Annotated in this window: 13 protein-coding genes and 1 pseudogene; all 14 read right to left on the reverse strand. The window is 64.8% G+C overall.

The window, feature by feature from the left end; genetic code table 11:
• Nucleotides 1–89 precede the first annotated feature (89 nt).
• Entirely contained in the window at nt 90–1340 is a 1251-nt protein-coding gene (gene odhB / locus CON76_RS03255; RefSeq protein ID WP_101101932.1) for a 2-oxoglutarate dehydrogenase complex dihydrolipoyllysine-residue succinyltransferase, read from the reverse strand.
• Nucleotides 1341–1378: 38 nt separating this feature from the next.
• Entirely contained in the window at nt 1379–4258 is a 2880-nt protein-coding gene (locus CON76_RS03260) for a 2-oxoglutarate dehydrogenase E1 component (protein WP_101101933.1), read from the reverse strand.
• Between the two features lie 289 nt (nt 4259–4547).
• Nucleotides 4548–6449 (reverse strand): propionate--CoA ligase, encoded by a 1902-nt coding sequence (locus CON76_RS03265; RefSeq protein ID WP_101101934.1) that lies wholly within the window; start codon nt 6447–6449, stop codon nt 4548–4550.
• A 123-nt stretch (nt 6450–6572) separates the two neighbouring features.
• The gene (locus tag CON76_RS03270) at nt 6573–6809 is read right to left on the reverse strand and encodes a thioredoxin family protein (protein ID WP_101101935.1); all 237 of its coding nucleotides are present in this window, start codon (nt 6807–6809) and stop codon (nt 6573–6575) included.
• 39 nt (nt 6810–6848) lie between these two features.
• Nucleotides 6849–8279, reverse strand: a complete 1431-nt coding sequence (locus CON76_RS03275) for a permease (protein ID WP_101101964.1) — start codon at nt 8277–8279, stop codon at nt 6849–6851.
• A complete protein-coding gene (locus CON76_RS13025; RefSeq protein ID WP_169928968.1) occupies nt 8279–8446 on the reverse strand; it encodes a hypothetical protein in 168 nt (55 codons plus the stop codon). Before CON76_RS13025 ends, CON76_RS03275 begins: the two co-directional genes overlap by 1 nt.
• A 24-nt stretch (nt 8447–8470) precedes the next feature.
• Nucleotides 8471–9181 (reverse strand): arsenical resistance protein ArsH, encoded by a 711-nt coding sequence (arsH, locus tag CON76_RS13480; protein ID WP_276308987.1) that lies wholly within the window; start codon nt 9179–9181, stop codon nt 8471–8473.
• A gap of 102 nt (nt 9182–9283) precedes the next feature.
• A pseudogene (arsC, locus tag CON76_RS13485) lies at nt 9284–9619 on the reverse strand (arsenate reductase (glutaredoxin)); the annotation flags it as partial.
• Between the two features lie 7 nt (nt 9620–9626).
• Entirely contained in the window at nt 9627–10643 is a 1017-nt protein-coding gene (gene arsB / locus CON76_RS03285; protein ID WP_101101937.1) for an ACR3 family arsenite efflux transporter, read from the reverse strand.
• Between the two features lie 5 nt (nt 10644–10648).
• Nucleotides 10649–11152 carry an arsenate reductase ArsC gene (locus CON76_RS03290; RefSeq protein WP_101101938.1) on the reverse strand — a complete coding sequence of 168 codons (504 nt, stop codon included), beginning with the start codon at nt 11150–11152 and terminating at the stop codon, nt 10649–10651.
• 29 nt (nt 11153–11181) lie between these two features.
• Nucleotides 11182–11535 carry an ArsR/SmtB family transcription factor gene (locus tag CON76_RS03295; RefSeq protein ID WP_101101939.1) on the reverse strand — a complete coding sequence of 118 codons (354 nt, stop codon included), beginning with the start codon at nt 11533–11535 and terminating at the stop codon, nt 11182–11184.
• Between the two features lie 179 nt (nt 11536–11714).
• Nucleotides 11715–13907, reverse strand: a complete 2193-nt coding sequence (locus CON76_RS03300; protein ID WP_101101940.1) for a PhoX family protein — start codon at nt 13905–13907, stop codon at nt 11715–11717.
• 76 nt (nt 13908–13983) lie between these two features.
• Nucleotides 13984–14298, reverse strand: a complete 315-nt coding sequence (gene sugE, locus CON76_RS03305; protein ID WP_101101941.1) for a quaternary ammonium compound efflux SMR transporter SugE — start codon at nt 14296–14298, stop codon at nt 13984–13986.
• 3 nt (nt 14299–14301) lie between these two features.
• A complete protein-coding gene (locus tag CON76_RS03310; RefSeq protein ID WP_101101942.1) occupies nt 14302–16740 on the reverse strand; it encodes a YgiQ family radical SAM protein in 2439 nt (812 codons plus the stop codon).
• Nucleotides 16741–16760: the final 20 nt, after the last annotated feature.

Raw genomic sequence — 16760 nt, forward strand, 5'->3', positions numbered from 1 at the left:
ACGCGGGATCAAAAGTATAAAAGCCCCAAGGCTGCCGACAACACCCCCACAGGGGCGTTGCCTTCAGCCATGAGGCTGCACGGGGGTGCTTAGATGTTGAACAGCAGACGGGCCGGATCTTCCAGCGCTTCCTTCATCGCCACCAGACCCAACACGGCTTCGCGGCCGTCGATGATGCGGTGGTCGTAGGACATGGCCAGGTAGTTGATCGGACGGATCACGATCTGGCCGTTTTCCACCACCGCGCGGTCCTTGGTGGCGTGTACGCCCAGGATGGCCGATTGCGGCGGGTTGATGATGGGCGTGGACAGCATGGAGCCGAAGGTGCCACCGTTGGAGATGGAGAAGGTGCCGCCGGTCATTTCCTCAATGCCCAGCTTGCCGTCGGCGGCCTTCTTGCCAAATTCGGCGATCTTCTTCTCGATGTCGGCAAAGCTCATCTGGTCGGCGTTGCGCAGGATCGGCACCACCAGACCACGCGGCGAACCCACAGCGATACCGATGTCGAAGTAGCCGTGGTACACGATGTCGTTGCCATCGACCGAGGCGTTGAGCACCGGGAACTTCTTGAGCGCATGCACAGCGGCCTTGACAAAGAAGCTCATGAAGCCCAGCTTGCAACCGTGTTCCTTGGTGAACTGGTCCTGGAACTTGGAGCGCATTGCCATCACCGGGGCCATGTTGACCTCGTTGAACGTGGTCAGGATGGCGTTGGTGGATTGCGATTGCAGCAGACGCTCGGCCACGCGGGCACGCAGGCGGCTCATCGGCACGCGCTGTTCCGGGCGCTCGCCCAGGCTCAGGGCCGGAGCGGCCACTTGCGGCAGTGCCTTGGTCGGGGCACCGGTGGGGATGGCCACAGCCGGAGCCACCTTGGGCGCGGCCACAGCGGCCAGCACGTCGCCCTTGGTCACGCGGCCATCTTTGCCGGTACCGGCCACCGAGCCAGCGGCCAAGCCATTGTCGGCCATCAGCTTGGCGGCAGCGGGCATGGCCACGCCAGCCTTGCTGTCGCTGGCCGGGGCAGCGGCCACCGGGGCGGGTGCAGCAACGGCGGGAGCCGCAGCAGCAGCCGGAGCGGCGGCAGCGCCTGCCTTGCCTTCGGTGTCGATCTTGGCGATCACTTGGTCGGAGGCCACGGTACCACCGTCGCCCACCACCAGCTCGGCCAGCACGCCGGCAGCCGGGGCCGGCACTTCCAGCACCACCTTGTCGGTTTCGATCTCGATCAGGATCTCGTCGATGGCGACGGCCTCACCGGGCTTTTTCTTCCACTGCAACAGGGTGGCCTCGGCCACGGATTCCGACAGTTGCGGGACTTTGACTTCTACGATTGCCATGATGTTGTTTTAACTCTGAAATGTCGTTGGAGCGAAGGTTACTTGGTCAGCACAAAACCCTTGAGCTTGGCAAAAGCGGCCTCGATCAGGGCCTTTTGCTGGTCTTGGTGCAGGTGTGAGTAACCCACCGCGGGTGAGGCCGAAGCGGCGCGACCGGCGTAGCCCAGCTTCTGGCCATCGAGCATGTTCTCGTGGATGTTGTGCTGGATGAAGAACCACGCGCCCTGGTTTTGCGGCTCGTCCTGGCACCACACGATGTCGGTGGCGTTGGGGTACTTCTTGAGCTCGGCGCCGAAGGCCTTGTGCGGGAACGGGTACAGCTGCTCGACGCGGACGATGGCCACGTCGCTGGCGCCCTTTTCCTCACGCTTCTTGACCAGGTCGTAGTACACCTTGCCCGAGCAGGCAATGATGCGCTTGACCTTGGCGGCGTTCTTGGCCACTTCGGCGTTCTGTTCCGGGATCACGGTCTGGAACGCGCCCTTGGTGAACTCGGACAGCGGCGAGGTCGCGTCCTTGTTGCGCAGCAGCGACTTGGGCGTGAAGATGACCAGCGGCTTGCGCAGGTTGCGCACCACTTGACGGCGCAACACGTGAAAGATCTGGCTGGCCGTGGTCGGCTGCACGATCTGCATGTTGGTGTCGGCGGCCAGCTGCATGAAGCGTTCCAGACGGGCCGAGCTGTGCTCGGGGCCTTGACCTTCGTAACCGTGCGGCAGCATCAGGGTCAAGCCATTGACGCGGCCCCACTTGACCTCACCAGAAGCGATGAACTGGTCGATCACGACTTGGGCACCGTTGGCGAAGTCGCCAAACTGGGCTTCCCAGATCACCAAGGTGTTGGGGTCGGAGCCAGCGTAGCCGTACTCGTAAGCCAGCACCGCTTCTTCCGACAGGATGGAATCGATGACCACAAACGGGGCCTGGTTCTCAGCCACGTTTTGCAGCGGCACATAGGTGCCGGTGTCCCACTTCTCGCGGTTTTGGTCGTGGATGACGGCATGGCGGTGCGTGAACGTACCGCGACCGCAGTCTTCACCCGACAAACGCACGGGGTAGCCCGAAGCCACCAGCGAGGCAAACGCCATGTGCTCGCCCATGCCCCAGTCCACGTTGACTTCACCACGGCCCATTGCGGCGCGGTCGGCGTACACCTTCTTGACCAGTTGGTGCGGGGTCACGCTCTCGGGGATGGTGGTGAGCTTTTCGGACAGACGCTTCCACTCGGTGAGCGGAATGGCGGTGTCGCCCGCATCGGTCCATTTTTTGCCCAAGAACGGGGCCCAATCGACCGCGTACTTGCTCTTGAAGTTGGTCAGTACCGGATCGACGGTGTGGCGGCCTTCGTCCATCGCAGCACGGTAGGCCTTGACCATGTCATCGCCCAGCGATTCGCCCAAACCTTGTGCGGCCAGCTTGTCGGCGTACAGCTTGCGGGTGCCGGGGTGAGCACCGATCTTTTTGTACATCAGCGGCTGGGTCAGGCTGGGGGTATCTTGCTCGTTGTGACCCAGCTTGCGGAAGCAGATAATGTCCACCACGACGTCCTTGCGGAAGGTCATGCGGAACTCTAGGGCCAATTGCATGGCCAGCACCACGGCTTCTGGATCGTCACCGTTGACGTGCAGCACCGGCGACTCGATCATCTTGACGATGTCGGTGCAGTACATGGTGGAGCGCAGGTCGCGCGGATCGGAGGTGGTGAAACCGATCTGGTTGTTGATGATCAGGTGCACCGTGCCGCCGGTGGAGTAGCCACGGGTTTCGGACAGCGCCAGGGTTTCCTGGTTCACGCCTTGACCGGCAAAGGCGGCATCGCCGTGTACCAGCACCGGCAACACTTGCTGGCCCAGCGGATCGCCACGGCGATCCATGCGGGCGCGCACGGAACCTTCCACCACCGGGTTGACGATTTCCAGGTGCGACGGGTTGAACGCCAGGCTCAAGTGAACGGGTCCACCGGCAGTGGACACGTCGGAGCTGAAGCCCTGGTGGTACTTCACGTCACCGGCGGGCAGATCCTCGGGCGCGGTGTGGTCGAATTCGGCAAACAAGTCCTTGGGCATCTTGCCCAGGGTGTTGACCAGCACGTTCAGACGGCCACGGTGGGCCATGCCGATCACGATTTCCTGCACGCCCTTGGCACCGGCTTGCTGGATCAGCTCGTCCATCGCAGCGATGAAACTTTCGCCCCCTTCGAGCGAGAAACGCTTTTGGCCGACGTACTTGGTGTGCAAGTAGCGTTCCAAGCCTTCGGCAGCGGTCAAGCGGTCCAGAATGTGCTTTTTCTTTTCAGCGGTGAAAGCCGGCTTGCTGCGGATGCTTTCCAGTTTTTGCTGCCACCAACGCTTTTGCTCTTGGTTGGTGGTGTGCATGAACTCGGCGCCGATGGTGCCGCAGTAGGTCTCGCGCAGCGCGTTGAGCAGCTCACGCAGCGACATGGTCTCCTTGCCGAAGAAGGTGTTGCTGGTGTTGAACACCGTTTCCTGATCGGCGTCGGTGAAGCCGTAGAACGACGGCTCCAGCTCCGGAATGGCCGGGCGCTCGGTGCGTTGCAGCGGATCGAGGTTGGCCCAGCGCTGGCCGACGTTGCGGTAGGCGGCAATGAGCTGCTGGGTGGAGACGCGCTTGCGGCCCAGGTCGGAGTCGGCGCCGCTGGCCACCACCACTTGCGTCACGCCGGCCTTGGCACGCTCGGCGAAGGCGTTGATGACGGGCAGGTGCGGGATGTCGCGGGCATCGCTGCCGTCGGCGGCCGGCACGTGCTGCAGGGCGTCAAAGTAGGCGCGCCACGTGTCGGGCACGCTGGTGGGGTCGGCCAGGTAGTTTTCGTACATCTCTTCGACATAGGGCGCGTTGCCGCCGAAGAGGTAGGTGTTGCCCTGGTAGGCAACGTAGACGCTGTTCGTCTCGCTCATGGATTCGCTGACCTCCGTTTTCCTGGGGAAAACATTAGCTGGTTACAAAAAACCTTCCGCGACACGGCTGAACCGGTTGGCGGATGCGACAGTGACTGTGGAAGGAACTGAAGCAAAACGCCGATTGTGCCACTGAATGCCGCAGGCTGGGAAAACACGGACTTTTGCCGCACCCGCTGGCGGGCGCATGAATGCAGTCGTGTTGCGATTTTCTCACGTGCAACCCCCGCCGGACACGCTGTGGCACCGCGCGGGGGTGATTCGGGCATCAGGTTTACCCTGATAGGGTTCAACCCAGCACGTCCTTGATCTGCTGGAGGGCGGCCGGGTCGTCCATGGTGGTCAGGTCGCCGGGGTCGCGCCCTTCGCACACGGCCTGGATGGCGCGGCGCAGCAGCTTGCCCGAGCGGGTCTTGGGCAGCGTGTGCACGAAGCGCACGTGCGCCGGACGTGCCACGGCGCCGAGCTGCTCGTCCACGCGGTGCATGATGTCGAGCTCCTGCTGGCGCGTGCCGTCCTCGGTGGCGGTCAGGCTCTGGTCCTTGAGCACCACAAACGCCACCGCCACCTGGCCCTTGATGCTGTCGGCCACGCCCACCACCGCCACCTCGGCCACGTTGGGGTGGCTGGAGACGCTTTCCTCGATCTCGCGCGTGCCCAGGCGGTGGCCAGCGACGTTGATCACGTCGTCGGTGCGACCCAGGATAAAGAAATAGCCATCTTCGTCTTTGACACCCCAGTCGAAGGTGCTGTACATGACGCGGTTGTGGATGCTCGACCAGTAGGTCTTGACGTAGCGCGCGTCGTCGCCCCAGATGGTTTGCAAGCAGCCGGGCGGCAGCGGGCCTTCGACCGCGATCACGCCTTTCTTGTTGGCCTCGTGGATTTCCTCGCCGGTGGTTTCGTCGATGAGCTTGATGTCGTAGCCGTACACCGCCTTGCCCGGCGAGCCGAACTTGGTGGGCGCCGCTTCCACGCCGTTGCAGATGGCCATGATGGGCCAGCCGGTTTCGGTCTGCCAGTAGTTGTCGATGATAGGCTTCTGGATCGCGTCGGCAATCCAGGTGGCGGTGGGTTCGTCCAGCGGCTCCCCGGCCAGGAACAGCGCCTTGAGGCTGCTCAGGTCGTACTTGCTGAGGTAGGCCGGATCTTGCTTCTTGAGCACGCGCGCCGCGGTGGGTGCGGTGAACATGACGCTGACCTTGTACTTCTCGACCAGGCTCCACCAGATGCCCGCGTCGGGGCGGGTGGGCAGGCCTTCGTACATGATGGTGGCCATGCCGTGGATCAGCGGCGCGTAGATGATGTAGCTGTGGCCCACGACCCAGCCGATGTCGCTGGTGCTGAAGTAGGTTTCGCCCGGTTCGCCCATGTAGATGTGCTTCATGGACGCGGCCAGCGCCACGGCGTAGCCGCCGGTGTCGCGCTGCACGCCTTTGGGCTTGCCGGTGGTGCCGCTGGTGTACAGAATGTAGCTGGGGTGGGTGCTGTCCACCCACTCGCACGGCACCACGGTGTCAAGTTGTTGTTCGCGCAGGGTGGCGTAGTCCACGTCGCGCCCGGCCACCGGGGCCAGGTCGGCCAAACCCCGGTTGACCATCAGCACGTGGGCCGGCTTGTGGCTGGAGAGCTCAATGGCTTCGTCCAGCAAGTGCTTGTACGGCAGCACCTTGCCGCCGCGCATGCCGGCGTCGGCACTGACCACCACGGTGGGCTGGGCGTCCTCGATACGGCTGGCCAGGGCATGGCTGGCAAAACCGCCAAACACCACCGAGTGGACGGCGCCGATGCGCACTGCCGCCAGCATGGCAAAGCAGGCCTCGGCAACCATGGGCATGTAGATCAGCACGCGGTCGCCTTTGCGCACACCCAAGGCTTGGTAGATGGCGGCAAAGCGTTGCACCTCGGCGTGCAGTTCGGCAAAGCTGTAGGCCTTTTCGGTGTTGGTCTCGGTGGAGACGAACACCAGCGCGTTCTGGTCTGGGCGCGTGGCCAGGTGGCGATCCACCGCGTTGTGGCACAGGTTGGTCTGGCCGCCTTCAAACCAGCGCGCAAACGGGGGCTTGTCGTAGTTGCAGACGCGGTCGTAGGGCTGGTGCCAGTCGATCAGCTGGGCTTGCTCGCCCCAGAAGGCGTCGCGCTCGTCGATGGAGCGGCGGTAGAAGTCGGTGTAGGAAGCGGCGGCACTCATTCGGGGGTCTCCTGGTTAATTATTCATAATTATGAGAAGGGCGATCTTGCGTCATGCTGACAAGCGGGCCCACGGCTGCAACGCCCGGGCGCGCTCGTGGGCGGGCACCAGCGCCGCCGCAGGTCAGGCTGTGAGCCAGCCCTGGATTTCGGCCTTGGTCGGGATGCGACCGCTGGCCACCACCTTGCCGTTGACCACCAGGCCGGGGGTGGACAACAGGTCGTATTCCAGGATCTGGCCCATGTCAGTGACTTTGACGAACTCGGCGGTAATGCCCGCCTCGCTGGCGGCCTCGCGCGCCACGGCTTCGAGCTTCTTGCAGTTGGCACAGCCCGAGCCCAGAATCTTGACGGTCAACATGGTGATCTCCTTGGTGATGAGAAAAGAAGCCCCATTGTGCTACGCGCGGCGGCGCGGCACACGCTGGAGCAGCAGCGCGAACACCGCCGCCACCGCACCCAGCCCTGCGGCCAGCCGCCAGGCGGCCACGCCATCGGCCCAGGCGCCGTACGTCAGGCCCGAAATCACGCTGAACACAGCGACCAGCCCGACGTAGGTGAACGTCTTTTTGCGGCCGATGACGGATATCACCATCAGCATGCTTTGCAGGCTCAGCTCGGGGTCGGCCATCAGGTAGGCCAGCAGCGGGCCGGGGTGCATGCCCAGGTCGAGGAACATCCGGGCCACCGGCACTTCCACCAGCGTCGGGAAGTACATGAACACGCCAAAGAACACCGCCACCACGTTGGCCGCCAGGGTGTTGGTGCCCGCCAGGGTCTCTATCCATTCGGAGCGGATGAGCTGGCGCACCACGCCCACGATGAACACGCCCACCACCAGCAGGGCAAAGATCTGCTTGACGAAGCGCCAGGCCTCCCACAACCAAGCCTGGCGCTCGTCGGCGTCCAGCCGCATCGCATAACGCCACACGGCCCACAGGCACACTGCCACGCCCAGGAAGCGCCCGGTGATGGCCAGCGCCAGCCCCTCGGTGTTGGGCGTCAGGCGCAGGGCGGCCACCAGCAAGGTGGCAGCGGCCAGGCCCAGCGTGGCAACCGTCCAGCGGTTGGCGCCTTCCACGATGTTTTCCAGCCCCTTCCAGGCGGTGGTGGCAATGGCCAGCAGCAGCACAATCAGGACCGAGCCCTGGAACGTCACGCCCTCCTCGCCCTTGGCGGCGTCGTACGGTACCCAGCCAAACAGGGTGTCTTGCCAGGCCTGCGCCCAACCCATGGGCAGTTGCACGGTAGCCACGGTGGCGGTCAGAGGCCAGAGCTTGAGCGTGCCGGCCACCAGCAGCGCCACCATCGACAGCAGCAGGCCGGTGGCCGCCGGCGCGATGCGGGCCTGCTGCGCAAACAGGGTGTCGGTCTGGGCGTCGTGGCTGGCGTCGTCCTTCCAAAAGAACAGTGCCATCAACAAGCCGATGCCGATGCCAAACAACAGACATAGCAGCACCCGCGCCAGCGCAAATTCCGGCCCCAGAATGCTGCCGGTGTAGGCCAGCGCCATGATGTTGCCCGCGGGCGCAAAGAACAGGAACGTGATAGCTGGCCCAATGCCCGCACCCTTGCGGTAGATGCCCGCAAACAGCGGCACGATGGTGCAGGAACACACCGCCAGCAGTGAGCCCGCCAGCGCTGCCGCCGGGTACGAAATGTGCGCCGGGGTGCTGCGCCCCAGCCAGCGCGTGATGCTGGCCTTGGGAATCAGCGCCGCCATGGCACCGGCAATAAAGAATGCGGGCACCAGGCACAGCAACACATGCGCCGCCAGATAAGCGGCCAGATTGCCCGCGCCGCCGCCGAGCAAATGCAGAAAATAGTCCATCATCCCGTCCTTGCCAAGTTGTGGTGGTGCTGCGTGCGCCGGGCCCGCCATTTGCGGCCTTCGCTGTAGCACAGCACCGCGCTGGCGGCGGCCAAACATTGCAGGCGCTGCGCCACCACCGGCCCGGCCTGTTGTGAAGGATCCGGGGCGGGGGTGTCGGTGCTCATGGTGCGCCAGCTTACCGCACCCCGTCAGAGGGCGGCCTGGTTCACCCGCTTCATCAGCTCCTCGGCGCTTTCCTTGCGCTCGCTGTAGCGGTCCACCAAATAAGGCGCCACATCGCGCGTGAGCAGCGTGAACTTGACCAGTTCCTCCAGCACGTCCACGATGCGGTCGTAGTAGCCCGAGGGCTTCATGCGGTCGTTGTCATCGAATTCCAGGAACGCCTTGGCCACCGAGGACTGGTTGGGGATGGTCAGCATGCGCATCCAGCGGCCCAGAATCCGCATCTGGTTGACGGCATTGAAGGATTGCGAACCGCCGCAGACCTGCATCACCGCCAGCGTCTTGCCTTGGGTGGGGCGGATGGCCCCTTGCGACAAGGGCAGCCAGTCGATTTGCGTCTTCATGATGCCGGTCATGGCGCCGTGGCGCTCGGGCGAACACCACACCATGCCCTCGCACCAGCGCGTGAGCTCGCGCAGCTCCTGCACCTTGGGGTGCGTGTCGGGCGCGTCGTCCACCAGCGGCAGGCCGGTCGGGTTGAACACCTGGACTTCAGCACCCATGGCCTGCAACAACCGGGCCGATTCCTCCACCACCAGGCGGCTGAAGGAGCGCGCCCGCAACGAGCCGTACAGCAGCAGGATGCGCGGCGGGTGGCTGGAGCGCAACGGTGCCTGCAACTGGGTCAGGTCGGGCAGGCGGAAGTGCTCGGGCACCAAGGCGGGCAAGCTCTCCAGTGCCGCCGCCAGGGCTTGAGCAGGCCCGGTCGACCACGCTGGCACCACTTCGCCATCCTCCTTGGTGAAGGGGCCGATGTGCGGATTGGGCAAAATCTCCAGCACACGCTCGGACGGACGGCACAGGCGCACACCCAGCGGTGTCACCACAATCGGGCGGTTGAGCAGGATGGGGTGCTGGCCGATGAAGTCCAACAGCTGCTCGTCGCTCCACTTGGGGTTGCCCAGGTCGAGTTCGTCGTACGGCGTGCCTTTCTGGCGCAGTACGGCACGCACGCCCACGCCCATGGCGCGCAGCAAGGCCTGGAGCTCGGTGCGGTTGGGTGGCGTGACGAGGTAATCCACCACGTGCGGTTCGACGCCACTTTGACGAACCATGGCCAGCGTGTTGCGCGAGGTACCGCACTTGGGGTTGTGGTAAATGGTGATAGAAGTCATGTTTTGCTCATTTCAAGGTTGCAGGCCGCCAAGCATTCACCATCGCCACCAGCGACAGCATCACCGGCACTTCGACCAGCACACCGACCACCGTGGCCAGCGCCGCGCCCGAGTTCAAGCCAAAGAGGGAAATTGCCACCGCCACCGCCAGCTCAAAGAAGTTCGAGGTGCCAATCAGGCACGCCGGGCCCGCAATGTCGTGCGGCAGCTTGAGCCACTTGGCGGCCCACCAGCTGATGAAGAAAATGCCGTACGTCTGCAACACCAGCGGTACCGCAATCAGGCCAATCACGGTGGGTTGCGCGATGATGGTCTGGGCCTGAAAGCCAAACAGCAGCACCACGGTCGCAATCAGACCCACAATCGACCACGGCTTGAGCTGGGCCACGAAATTGCCCACCGCGTGCACCGAGCGCCGGGCCAGCAGGTGGCGTGTGGCCATCCCCGCCGCCAGTGGCAACACCACGTACAGCACGGTGGACAACATCAAAGTCTCCCACGGCACGGTCACATCCGTCACACCCAGCAAGAAGGCGGCAATCGGCGCAAACGCCACCACCATCACCAAGTCGTTGATGGACACCTGCACCAGCGTGTAGTTGGCATCGCCTTTGACGAGCTGGCTCCAGACGAACACCATGGCCGTACACGGTGCCACGCCCAGCAAAATCATGCCCGCGATGTACTCGCTGGCCGATTGCGGGTCGACCCACGGCGCAAACAGGTGCTGGAAGAACAGCACACCCAATGCCGCCATGGTGAAGGGCTTGATGAGCCAGTTCACCACCAGCGTCAGCAACAGGCCTTGGGGCTTCTTGCCCACGTCTTTCACCGCCGACCAGTCGATCTGAATCATCATCGGGTAAATCATCACCCAGATGAAGACCGCCACCACCAGGTTGACCTGGGCGTATTCAAGGAACGCGACCAGCTGGAACACCGACGGCAGCCACAGCCCCAGGCCCACCCCCGCCGCAATGCCCAGCGCGACCCAGACGGTCAGGAACCGTTCAAAGATACCCATGACCTTCAACCCTGGGTGCCAATCTGGTGCAACTCGGCTTGCAGCGACAACTGGCTGAGCTTGGCCACCGGCAGGTTCACGAACAGGCTGATGCGGCGGTGCAAGAGCCGGAACGCTTCGGCAAAGGCTTGCTGCTGCGCCTCGGCGCTGCTAGTGACGCTGGCCGGGTCGGGCACGCCCCAGTGGGCCGACATGGGTTGTCCGGGCCACAGGGGGCAGGTTTCGGCTTGGGCGTTGTCGCACACCGTCAGCACAAAGTCCATCTGGGGCGCGCCGGGCGTGGCGAACTCGTCCCAGCTCTTGCTGCGCAGGCCTTCGGTGCCAAAGGCGTTGCGCTTGAGCATCTCGAGCGCCTGCGGATGCACCTGTCCGGCAGGCTGGCTGCCGGCGCTGAACGCGCGGTACTTGCCCGCACCAAGCTGGTTGAGCATGGCCTCGGCCATGATGCTGCGCGCCGAATTGCCGGTACACAGAAACAGGACGTTGAAAACAGGGGTGATGTTGTTCATGGCGGACTTTCAGGAGGATAAAAAAGTTGTCAACACAAGGGGACGTCACCAGCGGCAGGCCCGCTGGTGCAGGTGACGGCGGTGGCATCCAGGCACGGCTGGCCCTGGCAGCAGTTGGCGGTCAGGAAGGCCAGCAGCTCATTCATGGTGTCGATGCGGGCCCGGTAGATCAAGTGGCGGCCCTCGCGCTCAAAGGCCACCAGCCCGGCGCGGGTGAGCTCCTTGAGGTGGAACGAGACCACGCTGCCACCAGCGTCCACCACCTCGGCCAGGCGGCCCGGCGTCATGCCCGCTGGCCCGGCCACCACCAGCGCCCGGAACAGGCGCAGGCGCGTCTCCTGGGCCAGGGCGCCCAGCGCCAGCACGGCGTCGGGTTCACGCATACGGATGCACCTGCAAGGTGGAAGGCGGTGCAGCGGCAAGGTGTGGCATAAAACTTCTCAATAATTTTATGAATATAGAATCGTTGAATTCTATGCCCAAAAAAACCGCCGGTGGCCAGCGGTGGAACACAGGTAGGCGGCACAGGGAGCCCGAGCCCCCTGCCCGCCCAGGCGCCTTGTCAGCTGCCCAGCACGCCGCCGTCCTTCTTGGTGATGACAATGGTGGCCGAACGCGGACGCTTGCCCGCGCCATAGCCTGCGTTGGCAGGCCACTGGCTGGTGTACTTGGACGGATCGCCGATATCGGCCATCTTGGTGGTTTCGCCCGGGTGCTGGATGTTGATGAACATGGCGCGGCCGTCGGGGGTCTCGCACCAGCCGGTGATCTCGCAGTCCTTGGGGCCGACCAGGAAACGCTTGAGCGTGGCCTCGGTCGGGGTCTTGCCCACCGGCGTGGTCACATGGCGTGCGGTGCCGTCGGCCAGCTGGTGGTGCAGGGCCTGGGTGCCGCCGTCGCCCACTTGGCCCGGAATGGCGGCCAGCAGCATGCAGTTGCTCTGGTCGGTGTAGGCACCGTCGTCGGTCTGGATCCAGCACACGCCGGTGGTGGGGCTGAACACCAGGCCGTCGGGCGAGGAGTGGTCGTTGGCGTCGGTCAGGTTGGACAGGTTGACCAGCGAGCGGTCGGCCCCGGCCTCGGCGCCAAACAGGTAGATGTCCCACTTGAAGGTGGTGGCGGCGGGCTGGGTGTCGGCCAAGCGGATGATGTGGCCGTTGACGTTGCCCTTTTGCGCCTTGCCCGCCTTGTCGTCGCGGTAGGCGCGCGGGTTGGCGGCGTCGGTGCGCTCGGGCGTGCGGGTGCTGTTGTTGGTCAGCGTCATGTAGAACTCGCCGTTCTTGGGGTTGACGCCGCCCCACTCGGGCCGGTCCATCTTGGTGGCGCCCACCACGTCGGCGGCAATGCGGGTGAAGACCACGATTTCAGCGTCCGAGGTGAACTTGAAGGTGGGGTTGCTGGTCAGCAGCGGGTTGGCCAGCGACAACTCCAGCCACTCGCCGGTGCCGTCCTCGCGGAAACGCGCGGCGTAGAGCGTGCCCTTGTCCAGGTACTTGTCGCCCACGGCCAGGCGGTTGACGGCGTGCGCGTCCTTCGGATCCCACTTGGCGGCCGAGACAAACTTGTACATGTACTCGTTGCGCGCGTCGTCACCCATGTAGGCCACCACCGGCTCACCGGCCACGGTCTTGGCAAAGCTGACGCTTTCGTGGGCAAAGCGGCCCAGCGCCGAGCGCTTGCGCACCTTGAAGGCGGTGTTGTAGGCGTCCATTTCGACCACGTAGCCGAAGGTGTTCATCTCGTGGCGGTAATCTTGTGCGGCGCTGTCGGCCAGCGCGCCGTTGTTCCAGCGCGCGTACTGGTCTTGCGGGCCAGCACTTTCCCAGCCGTGGCGGCTGGCGGCACCTGCCTTGCGGCCGTAGCGGTTGAGGCCCAGCACGTCCTTGCTGTCTTTGCCACGGCGTTGATCGTCCTGGGCGTCGCGGAAGAAGTAGCCGCTCCAGTTTTCCTCGCCCGACACCAGGGTGCCCCACGGCGTCTTGCCGGTGCCACAGTTGTTGAGCGTGCCACGCGCCACCGAGGCGTTGGGGCTGAACTTGGTCACCGCCAGCGCGCTGCCGCGCAGCGGGCCGTGCAGCTCGACTTCGGTGTTGACGGTGACGCGGCGGTTGAAGCGCGAGTCCTGCTGGTAGGCCCAGCGGCCCTTGTGCGCCCGGACTTCGACCACCGACAGGCCGTGGATAGCCAGCTCCTTGTCCACCTCGGCCGCCGGGCGTGGCAAGCTGGCCTGGCCGCCGTTGGCGTGGATGAAGAAGGAGGTCAACTTCTCGTCGGTGGTGGCCTCGTGGTTGACGGCCAGCAGGCCGCGCGTGGTGGCGCTGGGGCTGGGCTGGTCCGTCTCGTCCAGGCCGAACCACTCCATGCCGTCGTGGTGGTCACCGGCGCGGCGGTCAAAGTCGGTGTCGGTGCCGTCGTTCTTGTAAGCGGGGGTTTGCGCGTCCAGCGGATCGCCCAGCGCGTAGATGACCTGGTACTGGTAGCCCTCGGCCAGGCTGACGCGGTCGGCCAGGCTCTTGGCCACCGGCTTGAAGCCCAGCGCATTGAGGTAGCCCGCCGCTTTTTTGGACACACCGTGGCTGGCGGCGTGGGCCAGGCCGGTCGCGCCCAGCAATCCCATGCCCGCCGCCCCCACCGCGCCACGCAACAGGCCCCGGCGGCTCAGGCGCGCATCGAGCACCTGGGCGAATTCGGGGTTCGGGCTGTGGTTGTGGATTTCTGCGTCGGCCAGTGCGCTGGGGCGGCGGTGTTCGGTCATGCAATGCCTCGAAGGGTGGTTGAAAAGTGGGCGCCAGTATTCAACAACCACGTTACAACTGCGTGACCAAAACCGGTCAAGCCGTCAGCTTCAGGCCCACAATGCCCGCCACGATCAGGCCCACGCAGACCAGCCTGGCCACGCTGACCGGTTCACCCAGCAGGACGATGCCGAACACGACCGTGCCCACCGCACCGATGCCGGTCCAAACCGCGTAGGCCGTGCCCACCGGCAAGGTGCGCAGCGCCAGCCCCAGCAAGCCGACGCTGGCGACCATCGCCACCAGCGTGCCCACCGAAGGCCAGAAGCGGGTGAAACCCTCGGTGTACTTCAGGCCTATCGCCCAGCCGACCTCGAACAGGCCGGCCACCAGCAGCATCAACCAGGGCATGGCTCAGCGTTTCTTGCCCGGGAATGAAGGCGCAGGCTTGCTGCCAGCGCGCGGCTTGCCCGCCGCCGTGCCAGCACGCGGCGGCAGACCGGTGTGCTGGGTCAGGATCTGGCCCGGCGCCGGACGCGAACTGGCGGGCTTGCCAGCCACACCAGCAGCGCCAGCGCGCGGCATTTTGGCCGCCGATACCGGCACACTGCCCGCCTTGCCCACCGGGGTCGAGTTCTTGCGCCGCGCACTCTGGTAGGCACCATCGGTCAGGGGCTGGAAGGTCGGGATCAAATGGTGCTTGCCATTGCCGATCAGATCGGCGCGGCCCATCTGTTTCAGCGCATCACGCAACAGCGGCCAGTTGTTGGGGTCGTGGTAGCGCAAGAAAGCCTTGTGCAGGCGGCGGCGCTTCTCGCCCTTGACGATGTCCACCTTCTCGGCACGTTCGTCCCGGTGGATGCCCTTGAGCGTGTTGAGGCCGGTGTGGTACATCGCCGTGGCGGTGGCCAGCGGGCTGGGGTAGAAGGTCTGCACCTGGTCGGCACGGAAGCCATGCCGCTTGAGCCACAGCGCCAGGTTCATCATGTCTTCGTCGCTGGTGCCGGGGTGGGCGGCAATGAAGTACGGGATCAGGAACTGCTTCTTGCCCGCTTCCTCGCTGTATTGGTCGAACAGTTGCTTGAAGCGGTCGTAGGTACCAATGCCGGGCTTCATCATCTTGGACAGCGGCCCGCCCTCGGTGTGCTCCGGCGCAATCTTGAGGTAGCCGCCCACGTGGTGCTGCACCAGCTCTTTCACGTACTCGGGGGACTTGACCGCCAGGTCGTAGCGCAGACCGGAGCCGATCAAAATCTTCTTGATGCCCTTGAGCGTGCGCGCCCGGCGGTACATGTGGATCAGCGGGTCGTGGCTGGTGTTGAGGTTGGAGCAGATGCCCGGATAGACACAGCTGGGCTTGCGGCACGCGGCCTCGATCTCGGGCGACTTGCAGCCGATGCGGTACATGTTGGCGGTCGGCCCGCCCAGGTCGGAAATCACGCCGGTAAAGCCGGTCACCTTGTCGCGGATGTCCTCAATCTCTTGGATGATGGAATCCTCGGAGCGGCTCTGGATGATGCGGCCTTCGTGCTCGGTGATGGAGCAGAACGTACAACCGCCAAAGCAGCCGCGCATGATGTTGACGGAAAAGCGGATCATCTCCCACGCCGGGATCTTGGTCGCGCCATCGTGGCCGCCGTGCTCGTCGGCGTAGACCGGGTGCGGGCTGCGGGCGTAGGGCAGGCCAAACACGTGGTCCATCTCGGCGGTGGTGAGCGGAATGGGCGGCGGGTTGATCCACACGTCGCGCGCGGTGGGGCCGCTGCCGTGCGCCTGCACCAGCGCGCGGGCGTTGCCGGGGTTAGTTTCGAGATGCAGCACGCGGTTGGCGTGGGCGTACAGCACCGGGTCGGCCTTGACGCGCTCATAGCTGGGCAGGCGGATCACGGTCTTGTCGCGCGGGGGCTTGCCCTGGCTGGCCAGCGCCGGATTCGGCACAAACTGCAGCGGCTGGATCGCGCCGCCCTGCGGTTGCTTGCGGGACACCGCGCGGTTGGCGGCATCGGCCTCGGCGTTGGCCTCGTCCTCGCGGGCGCAGGTTTCGCCTTGGGCCTTGGCCTGCTCCGACACCATCAGGTACGGATTCAGGTGGGCATCCACCCGTCCCGGCTGGTCCACGTCGGTGGAGTCGAGCTCAAACCAGCCCTCGGGCGTGTGCTTGCGCACAAAGGCGGTGCCGCGCACATCGGTGATGTTTTCCACTGGTTCGCGCTTGGCCAAACGGTGTGCAATGTCCACCAACGCACGTTCGGCGTTGCCGTACAGCAGCAGGTCGCATTTGCTGTCCAGCACCACGCTGCGGCGCACGGTTTCCGTCCAGTAGTCGTAATGCGCGATGCGGCGCAAGCTGCCTTCAATGCCACCCAGGATGATGGGCACGTCCTTGTAGGCCTCGCGGCAACGCTGGCTGTACACGGTGGCGGCGCGGTCGGGCCGCTTGCCGCCCACGTCGCCGGGGGTGTAAGCATCGTCGGAGCGGATCTTGCGGTCCGCCGTGTAGCGGTTGATCATGGAGTCCATGTTGCCCGCCGTCACGCCCCAGAACAAATTGGGCTTGCCCAGCGCCTTGAACGGCTCGGCGCTGTGCCAATCGGGCTGCGCGATGATGCCGACCCGAAAGCCCTGCGCCTCCAACACCCGCCCAATCACCGCCATGCCAAAGCTGGGATGGTCCACGTACGCGTCCCCGGTCACCAGCACCACATCGCAACTGTCCCAGCCCAACTGCTCCATCTCGGCACGGCTCATGGGCAAGAAAGGAGCTGGGCCAAAACGCTTGGCCCAGTAGGGGCGGTAGCTGGTCAGCGGCTTGGCGGCACGCTGGAAAAAGGACACATCGACAGGGGCATTCATAGGCACAAACCAAACAGCCC

Source organism: Macromonas bipunctata (assembly GCF_002837135.1).
GTDB lineage: Bacteria > Pseudomonadota > Gammaproteobacteria > Burkholderiales > Burkholderiaceae_C > Macromonas_A > Macromonas_A bipunctata.